Origin of the sequence: Janthinobacterium rivuli (assembly GCF_029690045.1) — a bacterium.
GTDB lineage: Bacteria > Pseudomonadota > Gammaproteobacteria > Burkholderiales > Burkholderiaceae_D > Janthinobacterium > Janthinobacterium rivuli.
In genome coordinates this window covers 2,132,409-2,148,859 of sequence record NZ_CP121464.1, presented here as the reverse complement: position 1 = coordinate 2,148,859, position 16,451 = coordinate 2,132,409, and the positions used below count along the sequence as shown (strand labels likewise).

Here is a 16,451-nt window from a genome sequence, read left to right as displayed (position 1 = left end):
CCATCCGACACCATTGAATAAATAAAACACATGACGACACATCCAGCATCGATTACTTTTCATGCCGCCAAAGCGGAAGACACGCCGGCCTTCATCGCATTGCGCGGCAAGACGCGGCAAAACGCCATCCCAAAAGAACGTCTGGCGGAAGTGGGCATCACGGCCGCCACCTGGGCGGAAATGATGCGCTCGGGCAGCTTGCCTGGCCAGGTCTGCCATCACGACGGCCAGCTGGTCGGCTACTGCTTTGGCGAGCGCGACACGGGCGAAATCATCGTCCTGGCCCTGCTGCCGGAATTCGAAGGCCTCGGTATCGGCAAAACCTTGCTGGAACTGATCATGACGGAACTGCGCGCGCAGGGTCACCAGCGGCTGTTCCTCGGCTGTTCCAGCGATCCCGCCTCGCGCTCCTACGGCTTTTACCGCTATCTGGGCTGGACGGCGACGGGCGAGACGGACAAGTATGGCGACGATGTGCTGGAGTTTCGCTTTACGGCCTAAGCGGTCAAACGGTGGGCATCCCACACGCGCATGATGTGCGTGATAGCAGCGTCAAACACGGCGTAGCCAACGCCATCGCGGGCCTGAATCGACACGCCCGATAAAAAGCTGTCGAAGACGGACGCCAGCGCGACCGCATTTGTGTCAGCCGGCAATTCGCCGCTGGCCATGCCCCGCTCCACGCAGCGCACGAAGCCGGCGCGGGTGCGGGCGCGCGAAGCCGTCAGCGGTGCAGCCACGGCCGCATGCTCGGCCGTCGGCGCGCTCATGCAGCCAAGCGCCACCATGCAGCCGGGCGGATGGCCCGGCTCGGACTGCATGCGGGCCGACTGGCGCAAGGCCAGCTCGATGGCCGCGCGCGGCGCCAGGCCATCGTCCCACAAGCATTCCGTCACGCGGGCAAACGTGTCCAGATAGCATTGCGCCGCCTCACGAAACAGCGCTTCCTTCGAGCCGAACGCCGCATAAAAGCTGGGCGCGGAAATGCCGCCGCCCAGACTCGCCTTGAGCTGGCTCAAGGACGTCGATTCATACCCCTGCTGCCAGAATAAAAACATGGCCTGCTCGACCGCTGCCTGCCGGTCGAACGTGCGCGGCCGTCCCATTTGCGCCATCCATCGCTCCTTCTCATCTGCTCATACGCTACTTACATACTACTCGATACAGAAGTCGTTGACAACGCGGCACGCCATCGCCTATATTTATACCGATCGATACATATGTACCGCCATAACGGTCGGGGGATTCCTGCGCCCGATTACTTGACAAGGATGTTTGCCGTGAATCACGCTACGCTCACCACCGGAACCAGCCCTGCGCTGGCCGATCGCCTCCCCGTCGCCGGCCTGCTGGCTCTGGCCATGACGGGTTTTATCTGCATCGTCACGGAAACCTTGCCCGCCGGCTTGTTGCCGCAAATCAGCGCGGGCCTCGGCGTCAGCGCCGCGCTGGCCGGGCAAATGGTCACGGCCTACGCGCTCGGCTCCCTGCTGGCAGCCATTCCGCTCACCATCGCCACGCGCGGCTGGCGCCGCCGCAACGTGCTGCTGCTGACCATCATTGGCTTTCTCGTGTTCAATACCGTCACGGCCCTGTCGTCCCACTACTGGCTGACCCTGGCGGCCCGCTTCTTTGCCGGCATGGCGGCCGGACTGGCGTGGAGCTTGCTGGCCGGCTACGCGCGACGCATGGTGGCGCCCCATCAGCAAGGCCGCGCCCTGGCGCTGGCCATGGTGGGTGCGCCCGTCGCCCTGTCCCTGGGCGTACCGCTGGGCACCTTGCTCGGCTCCCTGGTCGGCTGGCGCGCCGCGTTCTGGATCATTTCCGCCCTGACATTGATCCTGATCGCCTGGGTGCTGGCGAAGGTGCCCGACTACCCGGGCCAGTCCGTGCATGAACGCCTGCCCCTGCGCCGCGTCTTCACGACGCTGGGCGTGCGCCCCGTGCTGGCCGTCGTCATCGCCTGGATGCTGGCGCACAACATTCTCTACACCTACATCGCCCCGTTCGTAGCGCCGGCAGGATTGACGCAGCGAATCGACCTGGTGCTGCTCGTCTTCGGCGCCGCCGCCATGGCCGGCATCTGGATCACGGGCCGGCTAGTCGAGCACCACTTGCGCGCCACCGTGCTGGCCAGCCTGGCCGTGTTCGCCGCCACGGCCCTCGTGCTGGGCCTCGCAGCGCACCTCCCCTTTGTGATCTACCTGGGCATGGCCGTCTGGGGCCTGAGCTTCGGTGGCGCGGCCACCCTGCTGCAAACGGCACTGGCGGACACGGCCGGCAGCGGCGCCGACGTGGCCTTGTCGATGAATGTGGTGGCGTGGAATGGCGCGATTGCCGCCGCGGGCGTGGTGGGCGGCGCCCTGCTGGAAACCTGGGGCGTGGGCGCTTTCCCGTGGGCGATGGTGAGCTTGCTACTGCTGGGGTTCCTTGTCGCCTGGTCGGCCCGCGAACACGGTTTCCGGCCGGGACGGCGCAGCGGCGGCACGCCCGTGGCCGGACATTGAAACGGAGCTTTCAGCTCGCCGCCGGCACGCTCAGAATGCGGGGCACGTGGCCCGTCTGCGCGAGGAAATTGACCAGCGTGGCATGCGACAGCGCCACCGTCGCCGTGTTGCGTAGCGGATGGGCTTGCACTGAATCAGCTTCCCATACGGCCTGGTCCAGCACCAGTTCCACAGCCTGCGCGCTGTCGTGTATCAGCGCAAACAGGCTGACGGAACCAGGCATGATGCCCAGGTGCTGCAGCAAGCGTTCGGGCGAGGCCATGCTCAACTTACTGGCTGGCAAAAGCCGCCCCAGCGCCGCTAGGTTGATGCGCTTGTCAAAGGGCACGATGACGAGGAAATACCGGCGGCCCTTTTCATCGCGCACGAATAGATTCTTGACCATCAGGCCAGGCATGGCCGGCACGTGGACCAGTGCTTCATCGATCGTGTGCACGGCCGGGTGCTCGACGAATGGGCAATCGCCGGCGCTGCTTGCCAGCCAGCGGGACAGGGTTTCTTGCATGGGTATTTACTCGGCTCCAATGAATGGGCGATGAGGCGATTGTAGCGGCGCGCCGCGTGGTGCGCTTGCCGTCAAGGCTTGTTCTCGTCCTGGTCGGCCTTGTCGGCCGCCGCCAGTCCCCAGTCATTCCAGCCTTCGCCAAACAGCTCGATCGGATGCTGCGTGCGTTCGGAACCATTGCCGCAGCGCATGGCGTCCGGCGGACAATACTTGTCGCAACCCCAGCAGATGCGTTCGGGGTTCTTGGGATTCAAGGGAAAAGGCTTGGCCATGGGAGGCGATCGTGGTCGGTTGAGGGTTCCTTGTAGACTCTAGACCTGGCGCGGGGGGAGGTCAAACGAATTCGGGTGAGAAATTCGCATAGGTCAAATTTACGAAAATTGCTGTGGCGGCAGCTTGCGCCTCGCGCTTACCCAGGAGGCCAATGAATGCCGTCCAGAGATAAGCATCACTCCCGTTCATAACTGGTCACCGCATCATTCGCATTACTCTTGATGACCTTCATCATCCTGGCGTTGCCTTGGTATTTCATCTCGAGAATTCTCAGCTGATTTTTCGCCGCCTTGCAGTATTTATGTATGTTCTTGAGAATGTCATCCTGCTGCCTCCTCGGTAGCTCGCCATCAAACTCTCCCGCCAAGTGCTCACATGCTTCTGCGTTGTAGATAAACCTGCTCACATCCTTGGGGAGTGGCTCGGCTGAAAAAGCAAAAGAGCAAACAAAGTAAACTGGCACCATCAGAAAAAAATCTCGCATGGATTCCTTTAATAGCCGTTATTAGACCAATGTGGCCGGTCGCTTCCAGGCCCGTTGTATTTCTTGACACCATACGTTGCAGCGACCGCGATAAGTTGCCTGTTCATGCCGGTCCTCGGCAAAGTGGCAATCTTCACCATATTACCGCTCGCATCTTTCACCTCTACCGTTCCGTTCCACAGCAAATCCATATCAATCGCAAGACCAGAATTGTGTTGCGAGCGTAGTGCAGGTTTGATGGGCAAATGATGAATCTGTAAAACAATCAACATCGCCTTTGCAGCCTTGACCGATGCGTCAATTTCACCGTGATCCCACTCGATATTCACACCCGCCATTTTTGGGATGTGTTGGGGATCCAGCTGTTTTCTTGCGAGTCTCCACGCATAATGCATCAGGTAAGAGCGCTGTGGTGGTCTGTAGGTGGCATTGATTGCAACCCTGATCCCCGCCTCTTTCATTGCATATAGAAAATCTTCTACTGCCAAACGAAAATTTCCTGATAAATCCCTCGTGTTGGTGCTACCTGGAAATTTCCGCCCCCATTTTTCACCGCTGAGTTCGTCGTCCATCTCGCCTCCCCCTGAAATATCCTTAATTTAATGCAAATTAGAGGGATGGTTTTGACAGGAAACAGGAGCTTGGGGGAGCTGTATCAACTGGACATAATTGCCTTACTGCGTAAAAACGGCCACTTCCAGCACGGTTCTCGCGTAATTGACACCGCCGTCGACAGCCGGCTGTGCCTTCAGCTCATCCAGCACGTAGACCATCGTCACCATGGCGCCAGGCACGAACAGCCTGGTGTCCTGCTTGTGATTCGTGTAGATGCTTTCGTCGACTGTCGAGCCATCCGCCAGGCGCAAGGTGAAGCTGTTGACCTGATCGCCACGGCGGCTGTCCTGGCCCGCGAAATACGTTCGTTCGATGCTGCCCGTCACGATTTGCGTCTGGAGGCGCCTGGCCTCGATGCTTTCCCACCAGGCTTCGGAAGCGAACAGGCCGTGACTGCCTTTCAGGCCCATGTGGGGTCTGGAACTGTCGAGGGTGAGGGACTGGGTTTTGGCAACGCGGCTGGGGTCTTTTGCCAGGGCTTCAGCAAGGGTGTAGACGGGTTTCATAGGGCGCTCAATATTTGCGCCGGATGACGTAGGCATTGCCTGCAGGCTCAAAACCGAGCGTCGGATAGTAAGACATGGCATCCGGGGCGGAGAGCAGTATCAAGGAGACTTCGTCGCCGATGATGGCCTGGGTGCGCTTGACAAGTTCCTTGCCGATACCCAGCCCCTGGTACTGCTTGTTGACGGCCAGATCCGACAGATAGCAGCAGTAGGCATAGTCCGTCAGCGACCGGGCCAGACCCACAAGCTCATTATCCACCCAGGCCGACAGCAAAAGGCAAGGCGCGGCGAACATGCGCGCGATTCTCGGGAGATTGTCGGTAGGACGCTTGATTCCGGATTGATCGAAGACACGCACGACATCGAGCGGATCGAGGGGGAAGTTGTGACGATATTCTACGCTGATGTTTTTCATGGGTTTAAAGGTGGCAGGTAATTGGACGCAGCTTGTTTCTGCAAACATTGCTCATATCGGCATATGCATTGAATAGTATGCCAGTTGCGACGGAGAATGGCTGTTCCCGTCCCCGCCATGCATCTGGCGTTCAGTCAAATGCCCGGAACCTCAGAAAACGCTGGCCTTCATACGCCACCTCGCAATCAAACAGGAATCCGGCAAGCAAACGAACAAGCTACGGTAGCTTGTGTGACAATGCACACACTGGAAATGTGGAACCTTCCATATCTCTATCTGATCTCAAACAGACTTGGCAAGGATTGTAAATATGTGGGTACCGTTACGATTGAATAAACGCATGTACACCTCCTTTGTTGCCGCCCTTTTTCTTGTTGCTGGTGCCTCATCAGCACTCGCTGGCACGCTTGACGAAGACCGGACACGCGGTGACATCCATGGCTTGTTTGAGATCAGGGATGCAGCGGTACAGTTCATGGCAGCTGAAAATGCAAAAAATGGAACAAGCTGGCAAGTCCTGGAGCCGAACCGGAAGATTCTGGTAACGAAATGCGCGGTAGCGTTGCGTGTGCAATGGGTTCCGAAAAGCCATGGCCTGACCGGACCGAATGTTGCTGTGAGTTGCGCCAAGACGGTCAAACCCACGATACAAGATAAATGGAAAGTGTTTGTGCCGATCGCCAAGGGGCCGGTGGCGCATAAATGATCAGCGCGCGAGGGTATGGCTGGAGGAGCCATCCTGACAGCAACCGATCATCGGAATTCTTCGGAGTGTCATGAATGCGATAAAAAACCAGTCAAATGACTGGTTTTTTTATTATGTCGGACTTTCTTGAAACTGTTTGGCATTATCACAAATTTCATACCATGCAGGCTTGGAGCCAACATGCACATGAAATTGTATTCTTACCTCAGGGTCATCATCCAGGCAGTTAAGCGATATTGGAAATGAATCGCTCTCTGAGCCAATCTCCCCCAAAGAAGTCCCGCATTTCTTGCAAAAAGTTCTAGCGTATTTAAAAGGAGCCTCTGGCTCATATCGTTGAATAAATTCCCGCCCCTCCAGCAAGGTAAATGCATTTTTATCCACGAAGGCCAGGGCACTCGCCCCGGCCTTCCGGCAACGCGAACAGTGACACATGCCCATCATGCCTGGGGGTGAGGCCAATTCAAACTTTACTGAGCCACAGCAGCAGCTGCCTTTGATCATGAGGTGTCCTTTTTGAACGTTGATACTGTATTTTTACACAGTACTTCTGCACAAACAAGACACATCGGGAGGAATTTTTCAGCACCGAAGCGAGGGGCAGTTCCCCCACGAGCCGCATCGGGGAATTGCTGCCGTACCACTGGATCTCGGCCGACTATTCTTTGCCATCAAGGGAGGGTCAAGTCCAACTCCAGACCGCCCATCCTGATAAGGAAGAAGGTGGCGATCCCCAGGCCCACGAGCAATAGCACGAAGACTGTGACCACCTTGCCGCTCGCGCGCAGCACCGCGCGATTCTGCTTCGCCTTATCCTTGTCCTTCTTCCCTTGATCGTAATGCCACTTGATGGCGAAGAACATGCCCGTGCCGAGCACGAGAGCCTTGAATGTCACGAAGACTATAGGGGTCCAATCCAAATCCGTCATTTTGAGTATTTCCAGTCTATTACTTGACACTATCTATCGTGAGGAGCACCACCTCAAAACGCTGCATCAGCAGCTGCTGTTCCAACCATCTCCCAGGCACCCTGTTTGACTCTGTCATTATAGCTACCGATGAAATAACAATGGCATCGGGCGCAGTGATTTGCCATATGCAGATGAGAGAGGCGAAAACGTCAGCGACTGCCATACAAGGACGGTGTTGCTGCACGCTCTGATGCATACTACTTGAAAACAATATCCATACATTGGGACAAAATGTCCTAGTTGAAAACCATGCAAGATGAGAATTTTGCCATCTGTTTTCCGCGCTTGGCCGGGAATAAAAGGCCACGTTTTTGGCAGATTGCGCATGCGTTGCAGGCGGCGGTGCGGACGGATCCTTCACACCGGGTGGCCCCCTGCCTCCGCAGCGCAAGGTCGAGGAGACGGGGCGAACCAGGTTTATGGATGCCTTCGTCCCCAACAAAAGCCGTACCTACTAACCTACCTACACAAAGGCATCGGTACAAAAAAGGCTTTGCGTACTCATCAAATACCCCGGCTTCGGGCAGAGGCGCCATCTAGTCGGAAAAAACATGGCCAACTGCGATAGTCGCCGCCTTCAACGCGATCATTTCGGCCCCAGGAAGGCCCCTGTCGGCATTGCTCAGCACGGCCACATACAATTGTTTCTCGGGCAGACGCAAAGCGTAAGTAGAAAAGCCGGGAATGCCGCCGCCATGTGACTGCATTGGCATACCGCGCATCTCGCGCACGCTCCATCCGTAGCCATAGGGGACACTTTTGCCGTCGGCCAGGACATAGGCGGTAAACGCTTTCTGCTGAGTGGAAGGCTGAAGCAGTTTGCCTGCGCTGACGGCGGCATCCCAGCGCGCCAGGTCGTCCACTGTGGACACGAGTGCGCCGGCCGCATACGGCAACGTCATGCTGACCGCCTTGCCTGGTTCAAAGCCAGTGCCGGCACTGCTGCGCGTATAGCCCTGGGCGCGCATCGCGCTGCCACGTTCATGTCCATCGTAAGCGCTGTTGACCATACCGAGCGGCACGAAGATGCGCTGTTCGACGAACTTTGCATACGATACCCCGGATACCTTTTCGAGAATCGCACCCAGCAAGAAGTAACCTGAATTGCTGTACGCGTAGCGGGTACCTGGTTCGAACTGGAGCGTATCGTTCTTGAAGCTGTCTATCATCTGACTCACGGTCAGATCCGTGTTCATTCCCGCCTCAAAGCCCGGCTTGTTCGTATAGTTGGCGATGCCCGACGTATGGGTCAGCAGATGTTCGATCGTAATGCGCTGGCCTCCGCTGGGGTAGTCGGGAAAGAACTTGTGGATGTCGTCGCCCAGGGCCAGCTTGCCTTCATCGACCAGCATCAAGATGCCCGTGGCAGTGAACTGTTTGGTGATTGAGGCGATGCGCATCACCGTGTCCGGGGTCATGGGCAAGCCCTTGGCCACATCGGCCATGCCATAGGCCTTGCGAAACACGGTCAGGCCATCCCGCGTGACAATAATCGTCGCGCCAGGCTCGTTGGCCTTGAACAGGGGCGCGATCTCGCTGTTGATGCGTGCGGCCAGCGCCTCTTCTTCGCCAAGTGCGGGAGCAGCGGTGGCGGTGGAGACGGTGGAGACGGAGTCAGCCTGGCTGGCAGGAGCTTGCAGCAGTAAAAGCAGTGTCAGCAGCAGCGGTGAGGCGAGGCGACGCGTGTGAAGTTTCAGCATGTGGACATCCCCGTTGAAAGGCTCGGCAGCGCGACCGTTCGCGCCAGCTCAACAAGGAAGATAACGAGGATGGCGACAAAGAACTAACAGCTTGCGACGAACTGCGCTTTCGGCGGACCAGCGGGAGAAAAGCGTCGTTTAGTGGTGAGCGAAATAAAAACCACTGGAGTACTCTCGCTTGGTCCGGTCGAGGTGAGATGTGGCGGTGTTTCCACATCGAAACAACTATTGGGAACTATCGTCGTCTGATAACTGCCAATTCCGAAAAACTTCCTCTCCAAACTGTTCACCGAGAGCTTGGCGAACGAGACCAACATGCGTAAAGAAAACACCACGAGCGAGGCGGTTCGAAATGTGCTCTCCTTTTTCATCAGGAAACTCATCATCATCATAAACACTCCGGGTCCCAGCCTCATCCGTATCAGCGCTTAAAATCGCACGCTTGTGCTCCAATAGTAATGAAGTAAGAGCGCCACGCGTTTCAATGTTAAAGTGCTGTAGATCCTTCAGCAAGTCGGAGTAGTCCTCTGCACCAAGGTCTTTGTTTTGTGCAGGAAGCAGTTCGTCAAGAACTGCTTCAACAATGTCTACATCTAACTTATCTTGTTCAACCGGTCGCATCGCTTGAGTCTTGACATACTCCTCGCGCTCCTCGAGCACGCGTGTAAACTCTAGATCAACTGTCTCAAGTAGAGCGGAAACGCGATAAATTGATCGACGTATCGGAGGAGGCACACTTTCTTCATGTTTGTATTGCAATTTGTGCGAGGCAGCCGCCCAAATATGTTGCGCCAGCGTCCTAACCTGAACCTCTACTTTTCGCCCAGTCAGCCCTTGCATGCTTGGGACCCCGTCCCACTCAGCAGGTATGGTAAGCATGTAGTGACGAGATTTGTAGCCAAACTGCGCATCCGCTAGCCGGTGAGAAGTATCCTCCACTGAAAGCACCTTGAAAATCTTCTCGATCTGAGCGTGAAATGGCTCCAAATCCCGCTGAAATAGAAAAATAACACGGACGCCAAGAAGATCTTCGATCTCGTCGAGTTTCTTCGAATTCAGGCCCTTTCTTTCAAGCTTTTCTGCAATAGAATCCCAAGTCTTTACCCGGCTTTCAATCGGAACACCAAGGGTTAGGCTGCAAGTTTCCACTAAACGTTCCAATTGCTCAACCATCACCCGTTGTAGACGAGCAAGACTAGGGCCCATAGTTAAGTATTCGGAATGGAGGGCATCTTTCAGAGTCATCATAAGTCCTATTTTAAACAGCCAGATAACGATATAAAAACACGTTTGAGGATCACACGTTTGAGCCTTTGAGGGTCAGGTCTGCCATTCCGACACGGGCCCAGCTATGCGAATCCCCAAGCTGAAGTCTCTGCGTAAGCCCAGTGTCAATACGTACGCAGCATAGTTAGTCGTGCCGTATTGATAATTAGTACATCACATTTTGCGGTGAGTCTGGACGCCAAGTCTGAGATCGTGTCCGAATGGCAGACCTGACACGCCACCGGAAAGCATTCTCTCGATCGAAGAGCTAGATCTCACCGAGGAGCCTCCGATTCTAATGCTACCTGAAGGTCACGAAGTACCTGCGCCGACATATCGACAATTTCCTTACTGACGACAGGTTCTGCTCCATGAATAATTGCGTTACGTAAAGTTATCAATTCCCGGAGCCTATCGAAAAGCGTCTTGTCTATTCGTTCGCTTCGCACCAAAATCTCAGCCAGACGTGCGTTTGACATACGTCTTGGCACTCTTGACTCATAATTAGAAATAGGTTCAGCTTGATAGAGTGAGCCAGCATCTATTAGCAAAGATTCAATTCGGTTGTAGTTCGTGAGGAAGCTTTCTAGGCTTCCCCGCAGTTCGCGCTTTGTAGTTGGGTCTAGTTCATCCTTCAACTTTTGACTTGCCTTCTGGATGCGCTGAGGAGCAATTACATCAAATACGAATGCCGCAATCGCTACAAATGACACAGCAAGAAAGGACTGGCCCGCGTTGATTAGGAGCGTTATGACGTTAGCCCGAGCATCTGCTTCGTATGAGATGGCGGCGTTAGACAGTAACAAAGTTATACCAACTATTACCGTGATGAATACGAGCAAAGAGAAATATCTTGATTTGAGCTGCTCGATTGCTTCCACCAAGGTCTCATCTTCCGCTGCTTCACGGTTCAATTCGTTTCTGAAGAAAAGAAAGCCAGTCAGCGTTAGTCCATATATCGCAGCGATGACTTGAGCCGAAGTCGAGAACAAGTAGAGTATCTGGTTCTCGTTCAACCTCAATAACGGTGCAAGAAGCCCCCAGCTACATGACGTTACAGAAACAGCGATAAGCACACCAATATAGCTCCAGATCAGCTTGTCTGTAGACCAGCTTTGCTTCATGCGAGTCCTAAAGTAGTGAAAGTTTTTTATGAACGAATCAGCACAATTGATATTACATTTAATGCAATGAAATAATATGAGTAACGTTTTTCTCAACAAGTGCGTTATCGGTTTCACTAACTTTAAGCGCATTTCAAGTTCTGTATTGGCGCCATCAAGAAGCTCACACCCGTTTCGAAAGAAGCTTAGAATAACACTCATATCATGATAAAAATACGCAAAATATCACAAGAATATTTTGATAGCAGCAGATTAACAGAGATGGTGGTGCGACACTTCTGATATTGGCCGATGCCCGACATTAGGACGCGAGGGTCAGGTCCGGATTTCAGACACGGACTGAGGCGTAGGTGCTGTGAAAGCTGGCTCAGTCGAAAAGCTGTGAAATTACGAACGCGCGCCTGCGGCGCGCGGGGCTGCCGCGCAGCGGCAGCAGTTGGAGGATTCGGGGCGGGCTGGGCCGGTAGGCCCAGCCCTTCGAATCTCACACGCAGGGCGCGAAGGCGCCCTGCTCGCTTCCGCCAGGCAATAAAAAACCGCCCGAAGGCGGTTTCTTTATTTCCTGGCGGAAGCGGTGAGAGGCGAATAAGCTTATTCCATGCCACTTTCAGCGCATTAGTTAAAAATGTACCTACTATTGCACCTACATCGCTTAAAGAGTCGGAAAATTGCCGCCCCTTAGTCCCTCCCACAGTGGGAAGTTCACTTGTCTACAGCTTTTACCAGAAACTTCCACGTGTGCGGCTTGCCATTGCAATTTGAACAAGGAGGAAGAGTCCCGCATTCACGATTAATTACGTCTTCATAGCCACAAGCTTGACACTTGTAAATTCCTGGGCCGCCAGGTTTCGACCCCGGCTTGCGTTCCACTTGGTATTGGTACGCCTCGGTGGTTTTACGTACTTTTTTTTCGTCGTCATAAAAAGCCAATTGATTCTCCTTTTTTGTGTTTAAAAGTAAGAGAGAAACTCTTACTTCCGACCCAATATGTGTCCAAAAATCAATATTTCAAGACAAATAAAGCTCGTGAGACATCACGGTAGATCGCAACAATTACAGGGAGTATGGTCGGTACACGTGCAAATTATTCTACCGGCCTTCCGACATTGGCAGCGGCTTCTTACCGACAAAACACAGCCAGAACCACGCCAGAATGCAGCTCAGCACGAAAACAATGTCGCCCCCACGCCGATGCGCCATGCGAACAAAAAAGCGCTCAAAGTGCGTCAAAATGCGTCAAATCGGATGCCCCACTTTTCGCCCCACCGCGTCAGTCCCTATGCGCCTTCGGCCATGGCGCAAATTTGAGTCAAAACAGCCCTATATAGCGGGCAGGTGTGGAGGGGGGACAACTGCGCGCGCCGGGCCGAAATGGGGCTTTTTCTTACTTCCATGGCAATACCAATCGTCGGGACGTGAAAAAGCCGCCTCATGGGCGGCTTGCACAGTGGGAGGAGAACTCCGGCGTGGAGGAAGTGTGGGGGCCACGCCCTGCCGACTATAGCGGCGTGGCGGTCATCCTGGTGCGGAAGGAACGGGTAGCGGAGTGACGGACCAGCGTACAATCGGAGGCCAACAATGATAACCTCTCGACAACTCCTCCTTGCAGACAGCGATATACCCTGAGACACCTTATGAAAAAGATGACGGCGACAGAAAAGAAGGCGATTACTCAAGACTGGAAAGAAGCGATTGGTGCGTATGAAATATATAAGCCACTTCACTTATTGAAGCGTAACGGCCCTCTACTGACTGGCATTTATCTACAACCCGTGTATGGCGAGGAACACTATGTTCCCGTGTTCCACACGCACTCACTGATGACGCCGTTTCCTGTAGTTTCGCTGGCCACACCGAGTCCTTTACTGAATGGTAAAGGCGTAGATGAGTCAATAAGTCCCTTGCGCCACTCAACCAAGTTCGATGAACTAGTTGAACGGTTTGGATTGCAATGCCCTACTGCATTTCTCAACACACTTACCTGCTCCACGCTGGACACCCTGTATCAAGATGCTGTAGCAAGTGCGCATAACTTCCCGATACAAGCCATGACCGACAATGTCTTGTTGCTGGCTTGGTGCAAAAAGGAGGCAAGGGTCGCCGAACGTATTGCTTATTACAAACTCATCTTGCAGGGATGGCCGGAAGGTGTAACCCAACACGTAGGGGGAGCTACAGGCTGGGAGCGTGACATCAAGAAGTTATTAGAACCTCAACGTCTTGTAGAGTCCGTTACACAAGAATTGAAAAAATTCAAGTTGAGTCACTTCCCAGATCACTCACTGACATGTGATTAATCCTGTGCGGCCGGCGCGCGCCTTGGCCGCTTGCTCCTTGTCGTAGTCGTCGCGGCAGTCCACATCGCAGAACAGCAGCGCGGGCGCCAGCGCCTCGTCGCAGTAATGACAGCAGCCGTGCGCCACCAGGGCGGGCCGGCAGCGCACGGCGGCCAAGCCGCGCGCCACCTCCGCGAAGATGATCTTGTCCGTGTTGTCGATGTGATCGCTCATTGCGCTGTCTCCTTGCCCAGGCCCAGGTCATACGGGGCGAACTTCACCACTTCCACGCCGGCCCATTCGTTGATCGCTTCGAACTGCGCCTGCAGCGGCACCAGCTCGTTGCGCGCGAACACGCGCGCGGCAGGCTCGACAGCGCCGAAGCCGCCGGCATTGTTCGGCAGGATGCCCATGAGCTGAGGCGGCACGCGGTGCGCGGCCAGCTGGTCGTCGCGCGTGACGCTCTTGATGTTGAAGAACTCGTCCTTGGCGGCCACGTCCGACACGGGCAAGATCTGGATGCCATCCTTCTTGCCGTTCGGTGCGTACATGAACAGGTTGCGGAAGTTGCCCGGCCCCTTGCTGTCGCGCATAGCCTGGCGCAGGTTGTCCACGTCCTGCGTGTTCGCCGCGGCGTCCGTCATGTAGAAAACAAAACCGGCGTGCGAGCCGTTCTTGTAGTACTTGCGGCGGAACAGCGTGGCCGCCTCGTTGAGCCAGGCCGATTGCAGGGCGCTCAGATACTGCGGTACGCCGTACAGCTCCTGATTCACGTCCGGCTCCATCAGGTGGAACACGCGGCCCTTGTCGAACTGGTGCACGGCCTGGTAGCCGTTCACGAAAAAGTAGGTATCCAGATCGACGCCGCGCCGCATGTACTTGGCCAGCGCGTGCTGGTATGCCAGCGCCTTGCCGCTGCGGCTGGGCCGGTCTTCCAGGTAGGCATTGCCAAAGGTCAGATAGTCCAGGGCCATGCGCTTGAATCCATCGCGCGACAGGTATTTCGTCGGCATCAGGGTGGACGTCAGCACGTTGGCCTTGAAGTGGATCGCGCTGCTATGGTGCACGCCGGCATTGAAGGACTTGGCCAGGCCCGCCAAGTTGACGGGTGGTTCATACCAGTGGCCGTTCTTCCAGCATTCGAAGCAGTCGAGGATATCGGCGTGCTCGAGCACGGGCGTCGGATCGCCGAAGGAAAACGCCTCGATGCCGGCAGCGGCCGGCGCCGTGGCGGGTGGTGGTGCGCTCCCGGCCTGCTGGCCGCGGGCGCGCAAGTGTCGTGCTTTTCTCAAGAATAAATCTCCATGAAAGAGTGGTGGTTGTCGGTGGTGCCTTCGAATGGCTCGTGATCGAGGGCGTGCATGCAGGCCCACGCCAGATCGGCGTGGCCGGTTTCGTCGCTGCGGCCGGCGACATAGGTCACGTGCCGCCCGCTAGGGGTGAGGGTCTTGTGGATGGCCATGAAGGACTGCGCGATGTCCGTCCAGCCGGCGTCAAATTCCAGCCGGCCCTTGCTGATGATGTTTTTGGCCTTCAAGACCATGCGGGTTTTGACTTCAGGCGAGTAGTTCAGGGCCGTGACGGCCGGGAAAAAGCTGCGCACGATGGGCAGCACGCCGATGCCCATGCCCGTGGTATCGATGCCGATGTATTCGACGTTGTAGCGCTGCGTCATCTGGCGGATGGCGTCGGCGTGGTCTTCGAAGCTCTGCCCGCGCCACTGGTGGCGCTCCAAGATGCGGAACTTGCCGCCGGCCGTCATGGGCGGCGCCAGCACCACGCAGCCGGCGCTGTCGCCGTTCAAGGCCGGGTCGTAGCCGATCCACACGGGCCGGTTGCCGAACGGGCGCAGGCCCAGCAACGGCTTGTAGTCGTCCCACTCCACCCAGGAATCAACCATGCAGCGCTGCAACTCGGCCAAGGGGAAGACACTGGCCGAGTCGTCAATAAAATTGCACATCAGCAGGTTGTCGAACTGGTCCGGGCTGTATTCGAAGTTGCGCAGCTCGTCGATGTCGAACAGGTTGCAGCCGCCGCGCTCGGCGTCCAGGATGGTGACGATCTGACGCCAGATCTTGTCCTCGCCCGTGAAGCCCGACGACAGGCGGCCGTGGCTCACATCGATGTTGACTTGATCCGCCTTGGCGCGGCGCTTGTTGAACAGCTCGCCCGTCCAGAATGGGTAAGCCTGGTGCGTGGTCGAGGATGGCGTTGAAAAGTAGGTCTTGCGCCATTTCTTGTGGATGGCCATGCCCGAGGCCACCTTGTTCAACTCTTGGAAATTCTGCGTCCAGAAGAATTCATCAAAGTAGAAATTGCCGTGGTAGCCCTGCGCCGTGCGCGCGTTGGTGCCCAGAAAATACAGGTGGGCGCCGTTCGGCAGCACGATAGGGTCGCCCGTCAACTCGATGCCGGCCGCCTCGCGCGCGAATTGCACGATGTATTGCTTGAAGACGTGGGCCTGCGACTTCGATGCGGACAGGAAGATTTGATTGCGGCCCGTCGCCATGGCGTCGGCCAGCGCCTCGCGCGCGAAGTACCAGGTGGCGCCGATCTGGCGGGACTTGAGGATGGCGCGCGTGCGCTGGTCGCCGTTGCGATACCAGACCTTTTGATAGTCGAACAGCGAATCCTGGAAGGCGTCGAGCAGCTGGATTTTCTGCTCTTCGCTGAAGTCGTTGCGCGTCGGCTTCTTCTTCGGGCCGGCGTTGCGGTTCGCCAGCTTGGGATTGAGGTCAACCTCGTTGCCGCCCGGTTGCTCGTAGCGGCGCACGCGCGCCATCTGCACGATGGTGCGCGCCAGCAGGTCAATTTCCTTGTAGTCGCTGCCGCTCTTGACCTCTTTTTCGATCAGCTTGACCAGGCGCAGCTCGGCCGACGCTTCGACGTGCTCGATGGCCTGCGCCTTGTCCCATTCGTCGCGCTCTTTCCAGCTATTGATGGTGCTGCGCTTGATCCCCAGGTGACGGGCGATGGACGAAATGCGCCAGCCCTTCCAGTACAGGGCGCGCGCGGCACGGCGCGGCTCGGATTCGGGCACGGCCAATTCGGCGATTTTTTCGTCCGCCGTTTGTTCGCTTTTTTTCTCGATTGTCAGCATGCC

General features: G+C 56.2%; 19 protein-coding genes. 4 read left to right on the top strand and 15 right to left on the bottom strand.

Annotated elements, in window-relative coordinates:
* Window positions 1-30 precede the first annotated feature (30 nt).
* Window positions 31-501, top strand: coding sequence for a GNAT family N-acetyltransferase (locus tag P9875_RS09865; RefSeq protein WP_278318267.1), 471 nt, complete (start codon window positions 31-33; stop codon window positions 499-501).
* Here P9875_RS09865 and P9875_RS09860 read toward each other — a convergent pair.
* The gene (locus P9875_RS09860) at window positions 498-1,115 is read right to left on the bottom strand and encodes a TetR/AcrR family transcriptional regulator (RefSeq protein WP_278318266.1); all 618 of its coding nucleotides are present in this window, start codon (window positions 1,113-1,115) and stop codon (window positions 498-500) included. The genes P9875_RS09865 and P9875_RS09860 overlap by 4 nt on opposite strands.
* 156 nt (window positions 1,116-1,271) lie before the next feature.
* Between P9875_RS09860 and P9875_RS09855 the strand changes: the two genes are divergently transcribed.
* A complete protein-coding gene (locus P9875_RS09855; RefSeq protein WP_423221830.1) occupies window positions 1,272-2,507 on the top strand; it encodes an MFS transporter in 1,236 nt (411 codons plus the stop codon).
* A 10-nt stretch (window positions 2,508-2,517) separates the two neighbouring features.
* Here P9875_RS09855 and P9875_RS09850 read toward each other — a convergent pair whose 3' ends face one another.
* The 6 genes from P9875_RS09850 to P9875_RS09825 all read right to left on the bottom strand — a co-directional run bounded on the left by P9875_RS09850 (window position 2,518) and on the right by P9875_RS09825 (window position 5,305).
* Window positions 2,518-3,012 carry a prolyl-tRNA synthetase associated domain-containing protein gene (locus tag P9875_RS09850; protein ID WP_278318265.1) on the bottom strand — a complete coding sequence of 165 codons (495 nt, stop codon included), beginning with the start codon at window positions 3,010-3,012 and terminating at the stop codon, window positions 2,518-2,520.
* A 71-nt stretch (window positions 3,013-3,083) separates the two neighbouring features.
* On the bottom strand, window positions 3,084-3,284 hold the full coding sequence (locus tag P9875_RS09845; RefSeq protein WP_035826151.1) for a DUF3079 domain-containing protein: 201 nt from the start codon (window positions 3,282-3,284) through the stop codon (window positions 3,084-3,086).
* Between the two features lie 176 nt (window positions 3,285-3,460).
* On the bottom strand, window positions 3,461-3,769 hold the full coding sequence (locus P9875_RS09840) for a hypothetical protein (RefSeq protein WP_099402545.1): 309 nt from the start codon (window positions 3,767-3,769) through the stop codon (window positions 3,461-3,463).
* Window positions 3,770-3,777: 8 nt separating this feature from the next.
* Window positions 3,778-4,341, bottom strand: a complete 564-nt coding sequence (locus P9875_RS09835) for a peptidoglycan-binding domain-containing protein (protein ID WP_158300171.1) — start codon at window positions 4,339-4,341, stop codon at window positions 3,778-3,780.
* 102 nt (window positions 4,342-4,443) lie between these two features.
* The gene (locus P9875_RS09830) at window positions 4,444-4,890 is read right to left on the bottom strand and encodes a hypothetical protein (protein ID WP_278318264.1); all 447 of its coding nucleotides are present in this window, start codon (window positions 4,888-4,890) and stop codon (window positions 4,444-4,446) included.
* A gap of 7 nt (window positions 4,891-4,897) precedes the next feature.
* Window positions 4,898-5,305 carry a GNAT family N-acetyltransferase gene (locus P9875_RS09825; protein ID WP_176388580.1) on the bottom strand — a complete coding sequence of 136 codons (408 nt, stop codon included), beginning with the start codon at window positions 5,303-5,305 and terminating at the stop codon, window positions 4,898-4,900.
* A 340-nt stretch (window positions 5,306-5,645) separates the two neighbouring features.
* On the opposite strand from P9875_RS09825, the gene P9875_RS09820 reads away from it, so the two are divergent.
* Window positions 5,646-6,011: a hypothetical protein gene (locus tag P9875_RS09820; RefSeq protein ID WP_278318263.1), complete on the top strand. Its 366-nt coding sequence runs from the start codon at window positions 5,646-5,648 to the stop codon at window positions 6,009-6,011.
* Between the two features lie 111 nt (window positions 6,012-6,122).
* On the opposite strand, the gene P9875_RS09815 is transcribed toward P9875_RS09820, so the two are convergent.
* From P9875_RS09815 to P9875_RS09795, 5 genes are all read right to left on the bottom strand, one after another.
* On the bottom strand, window positions 6,123-6,515 hold the full coding sequence (locus P9875_RS09815; RefSeq protein ID WP_081922738.1) for a GFA family protein: 393 nt from the start codon (window positions 6,513-6,515) through the stop codon (window positions 6,123-6,125).
* 167 nt (window positions 6,516-6,682) lie between these two features.
* Entirely contained in the window at window positions 6,683-6,940 is a 258-nt protein-coding gene (locus P9875_RS09810; RefSeq protein ID WP_035826142.1) for a hypothetical protein, read from the bottom strand.
* Window positions 6,941-7,518: 578 nt separating this feature from the next.
* Window positions 7,519-8,682 (bottom strand): serine hydrolase domain-containing protein, encoded by a 1,164-nt coding sequence (locus P9875_RS09805; protein WP_278318262.1) that lies wholly within the window; start codon window positions 8,680-8,682, stop codon window positions 7,519-7,521.
* Between the two features lie 225 nt (window positions 8,683-8,907).
* Window positions 8,908-9,930 carry a GTP pyrophosphokinase gene (locus tag P9875_RS09800; RefSeq protein ID WP_278318261.1) on the bottom strand — a complete coding sequence of 341 codons (1,023 nt, stop codon included), beginning with the start codon at window positions 9,928-9,930 and terminating at the stop codon, window positions 8,908-8,910.
* 293 nt (window positions 9,931-10,223) lie between these two features.
* The gene (locus tag P9875_RS09795) at window positions 10,224-11,072 is read right to left on the bottom strand and encodes a hypothetical protein (RefSeq protein ID WP_278318260.1); all 849 of its coding nucleotides are present in this window, start codon (window positions 11,070-11,072) and stop codon (window positions 10,224-10,226) included.
* 1,634 nt (window positions 11,073-12,706) lie between these two features.
* On the opposite strand from P9875_RS09795, the gene P9875_RS09790 reads away from it, so the two are divergent.
* On the top strand, window positions 12,707-13,369 hold the full coding sequence (locus P9875_RS09790; RefSeq protein ID WP_278318259.1) for a hypothetical protein: 663 nt from the start codon (window positions 12,707-12,709) through the stop codon (window positions 13,367-13,369).
* Here the strand turns inward: P9875_RS09790 and P9875_RS09785 are convergent.
* Genes P9875_RS09785 through P9875_RS09775 form a run of 3 tightly spaced genes read right to left on the bottom strand, consistent with a single transcriptional unit; the run spans window position 13,352 to window position 16,448 of the window.
* Complete coding sequence (locus P9875_RS09785; RefSeq protein WP_278318258.1) at window positions 13,352-13,582, bottom strand: hypothetical protein; 231 nt, start codon at window positions 13,580-13,582, stop codon at window positions 13,352-13,354. The genes P9875_RS09790 and P9875_RS09785 overlap by 18 nt on opposite strands.
* Window positions 13,579-14,640: a phage portal protein gene (locus tag P9875_RS09780; RefSeq protein WP_278318257.1), complete on the bottom strand. Its 1,062-nt coding sequence runs from the start codon at window positions 14,638-14,640 to the stop codon at window positions 13,579-13,581. Before P9875_RS09780 ends, P9875_RS09785 begins: the two co-directional genes overlap by 4 nt.
* Window positions 14,637-16,448, bottom strand: a complete 1,812-nt coding sequence (locus P9875_RS09775; RefSeq protein WP_278318256.1) for a terminase ATPase subunit family protein — start codon at window positions 16,446-16,448, stop codon at window positions 14,637-14,639. Before P9875_RS09775 ends, P9875_RS09780 begins: the two co-directional genes overlap by 4 nt.
* Window positions 16,449-16,451 lie beyond the last annotated feature (3 nt).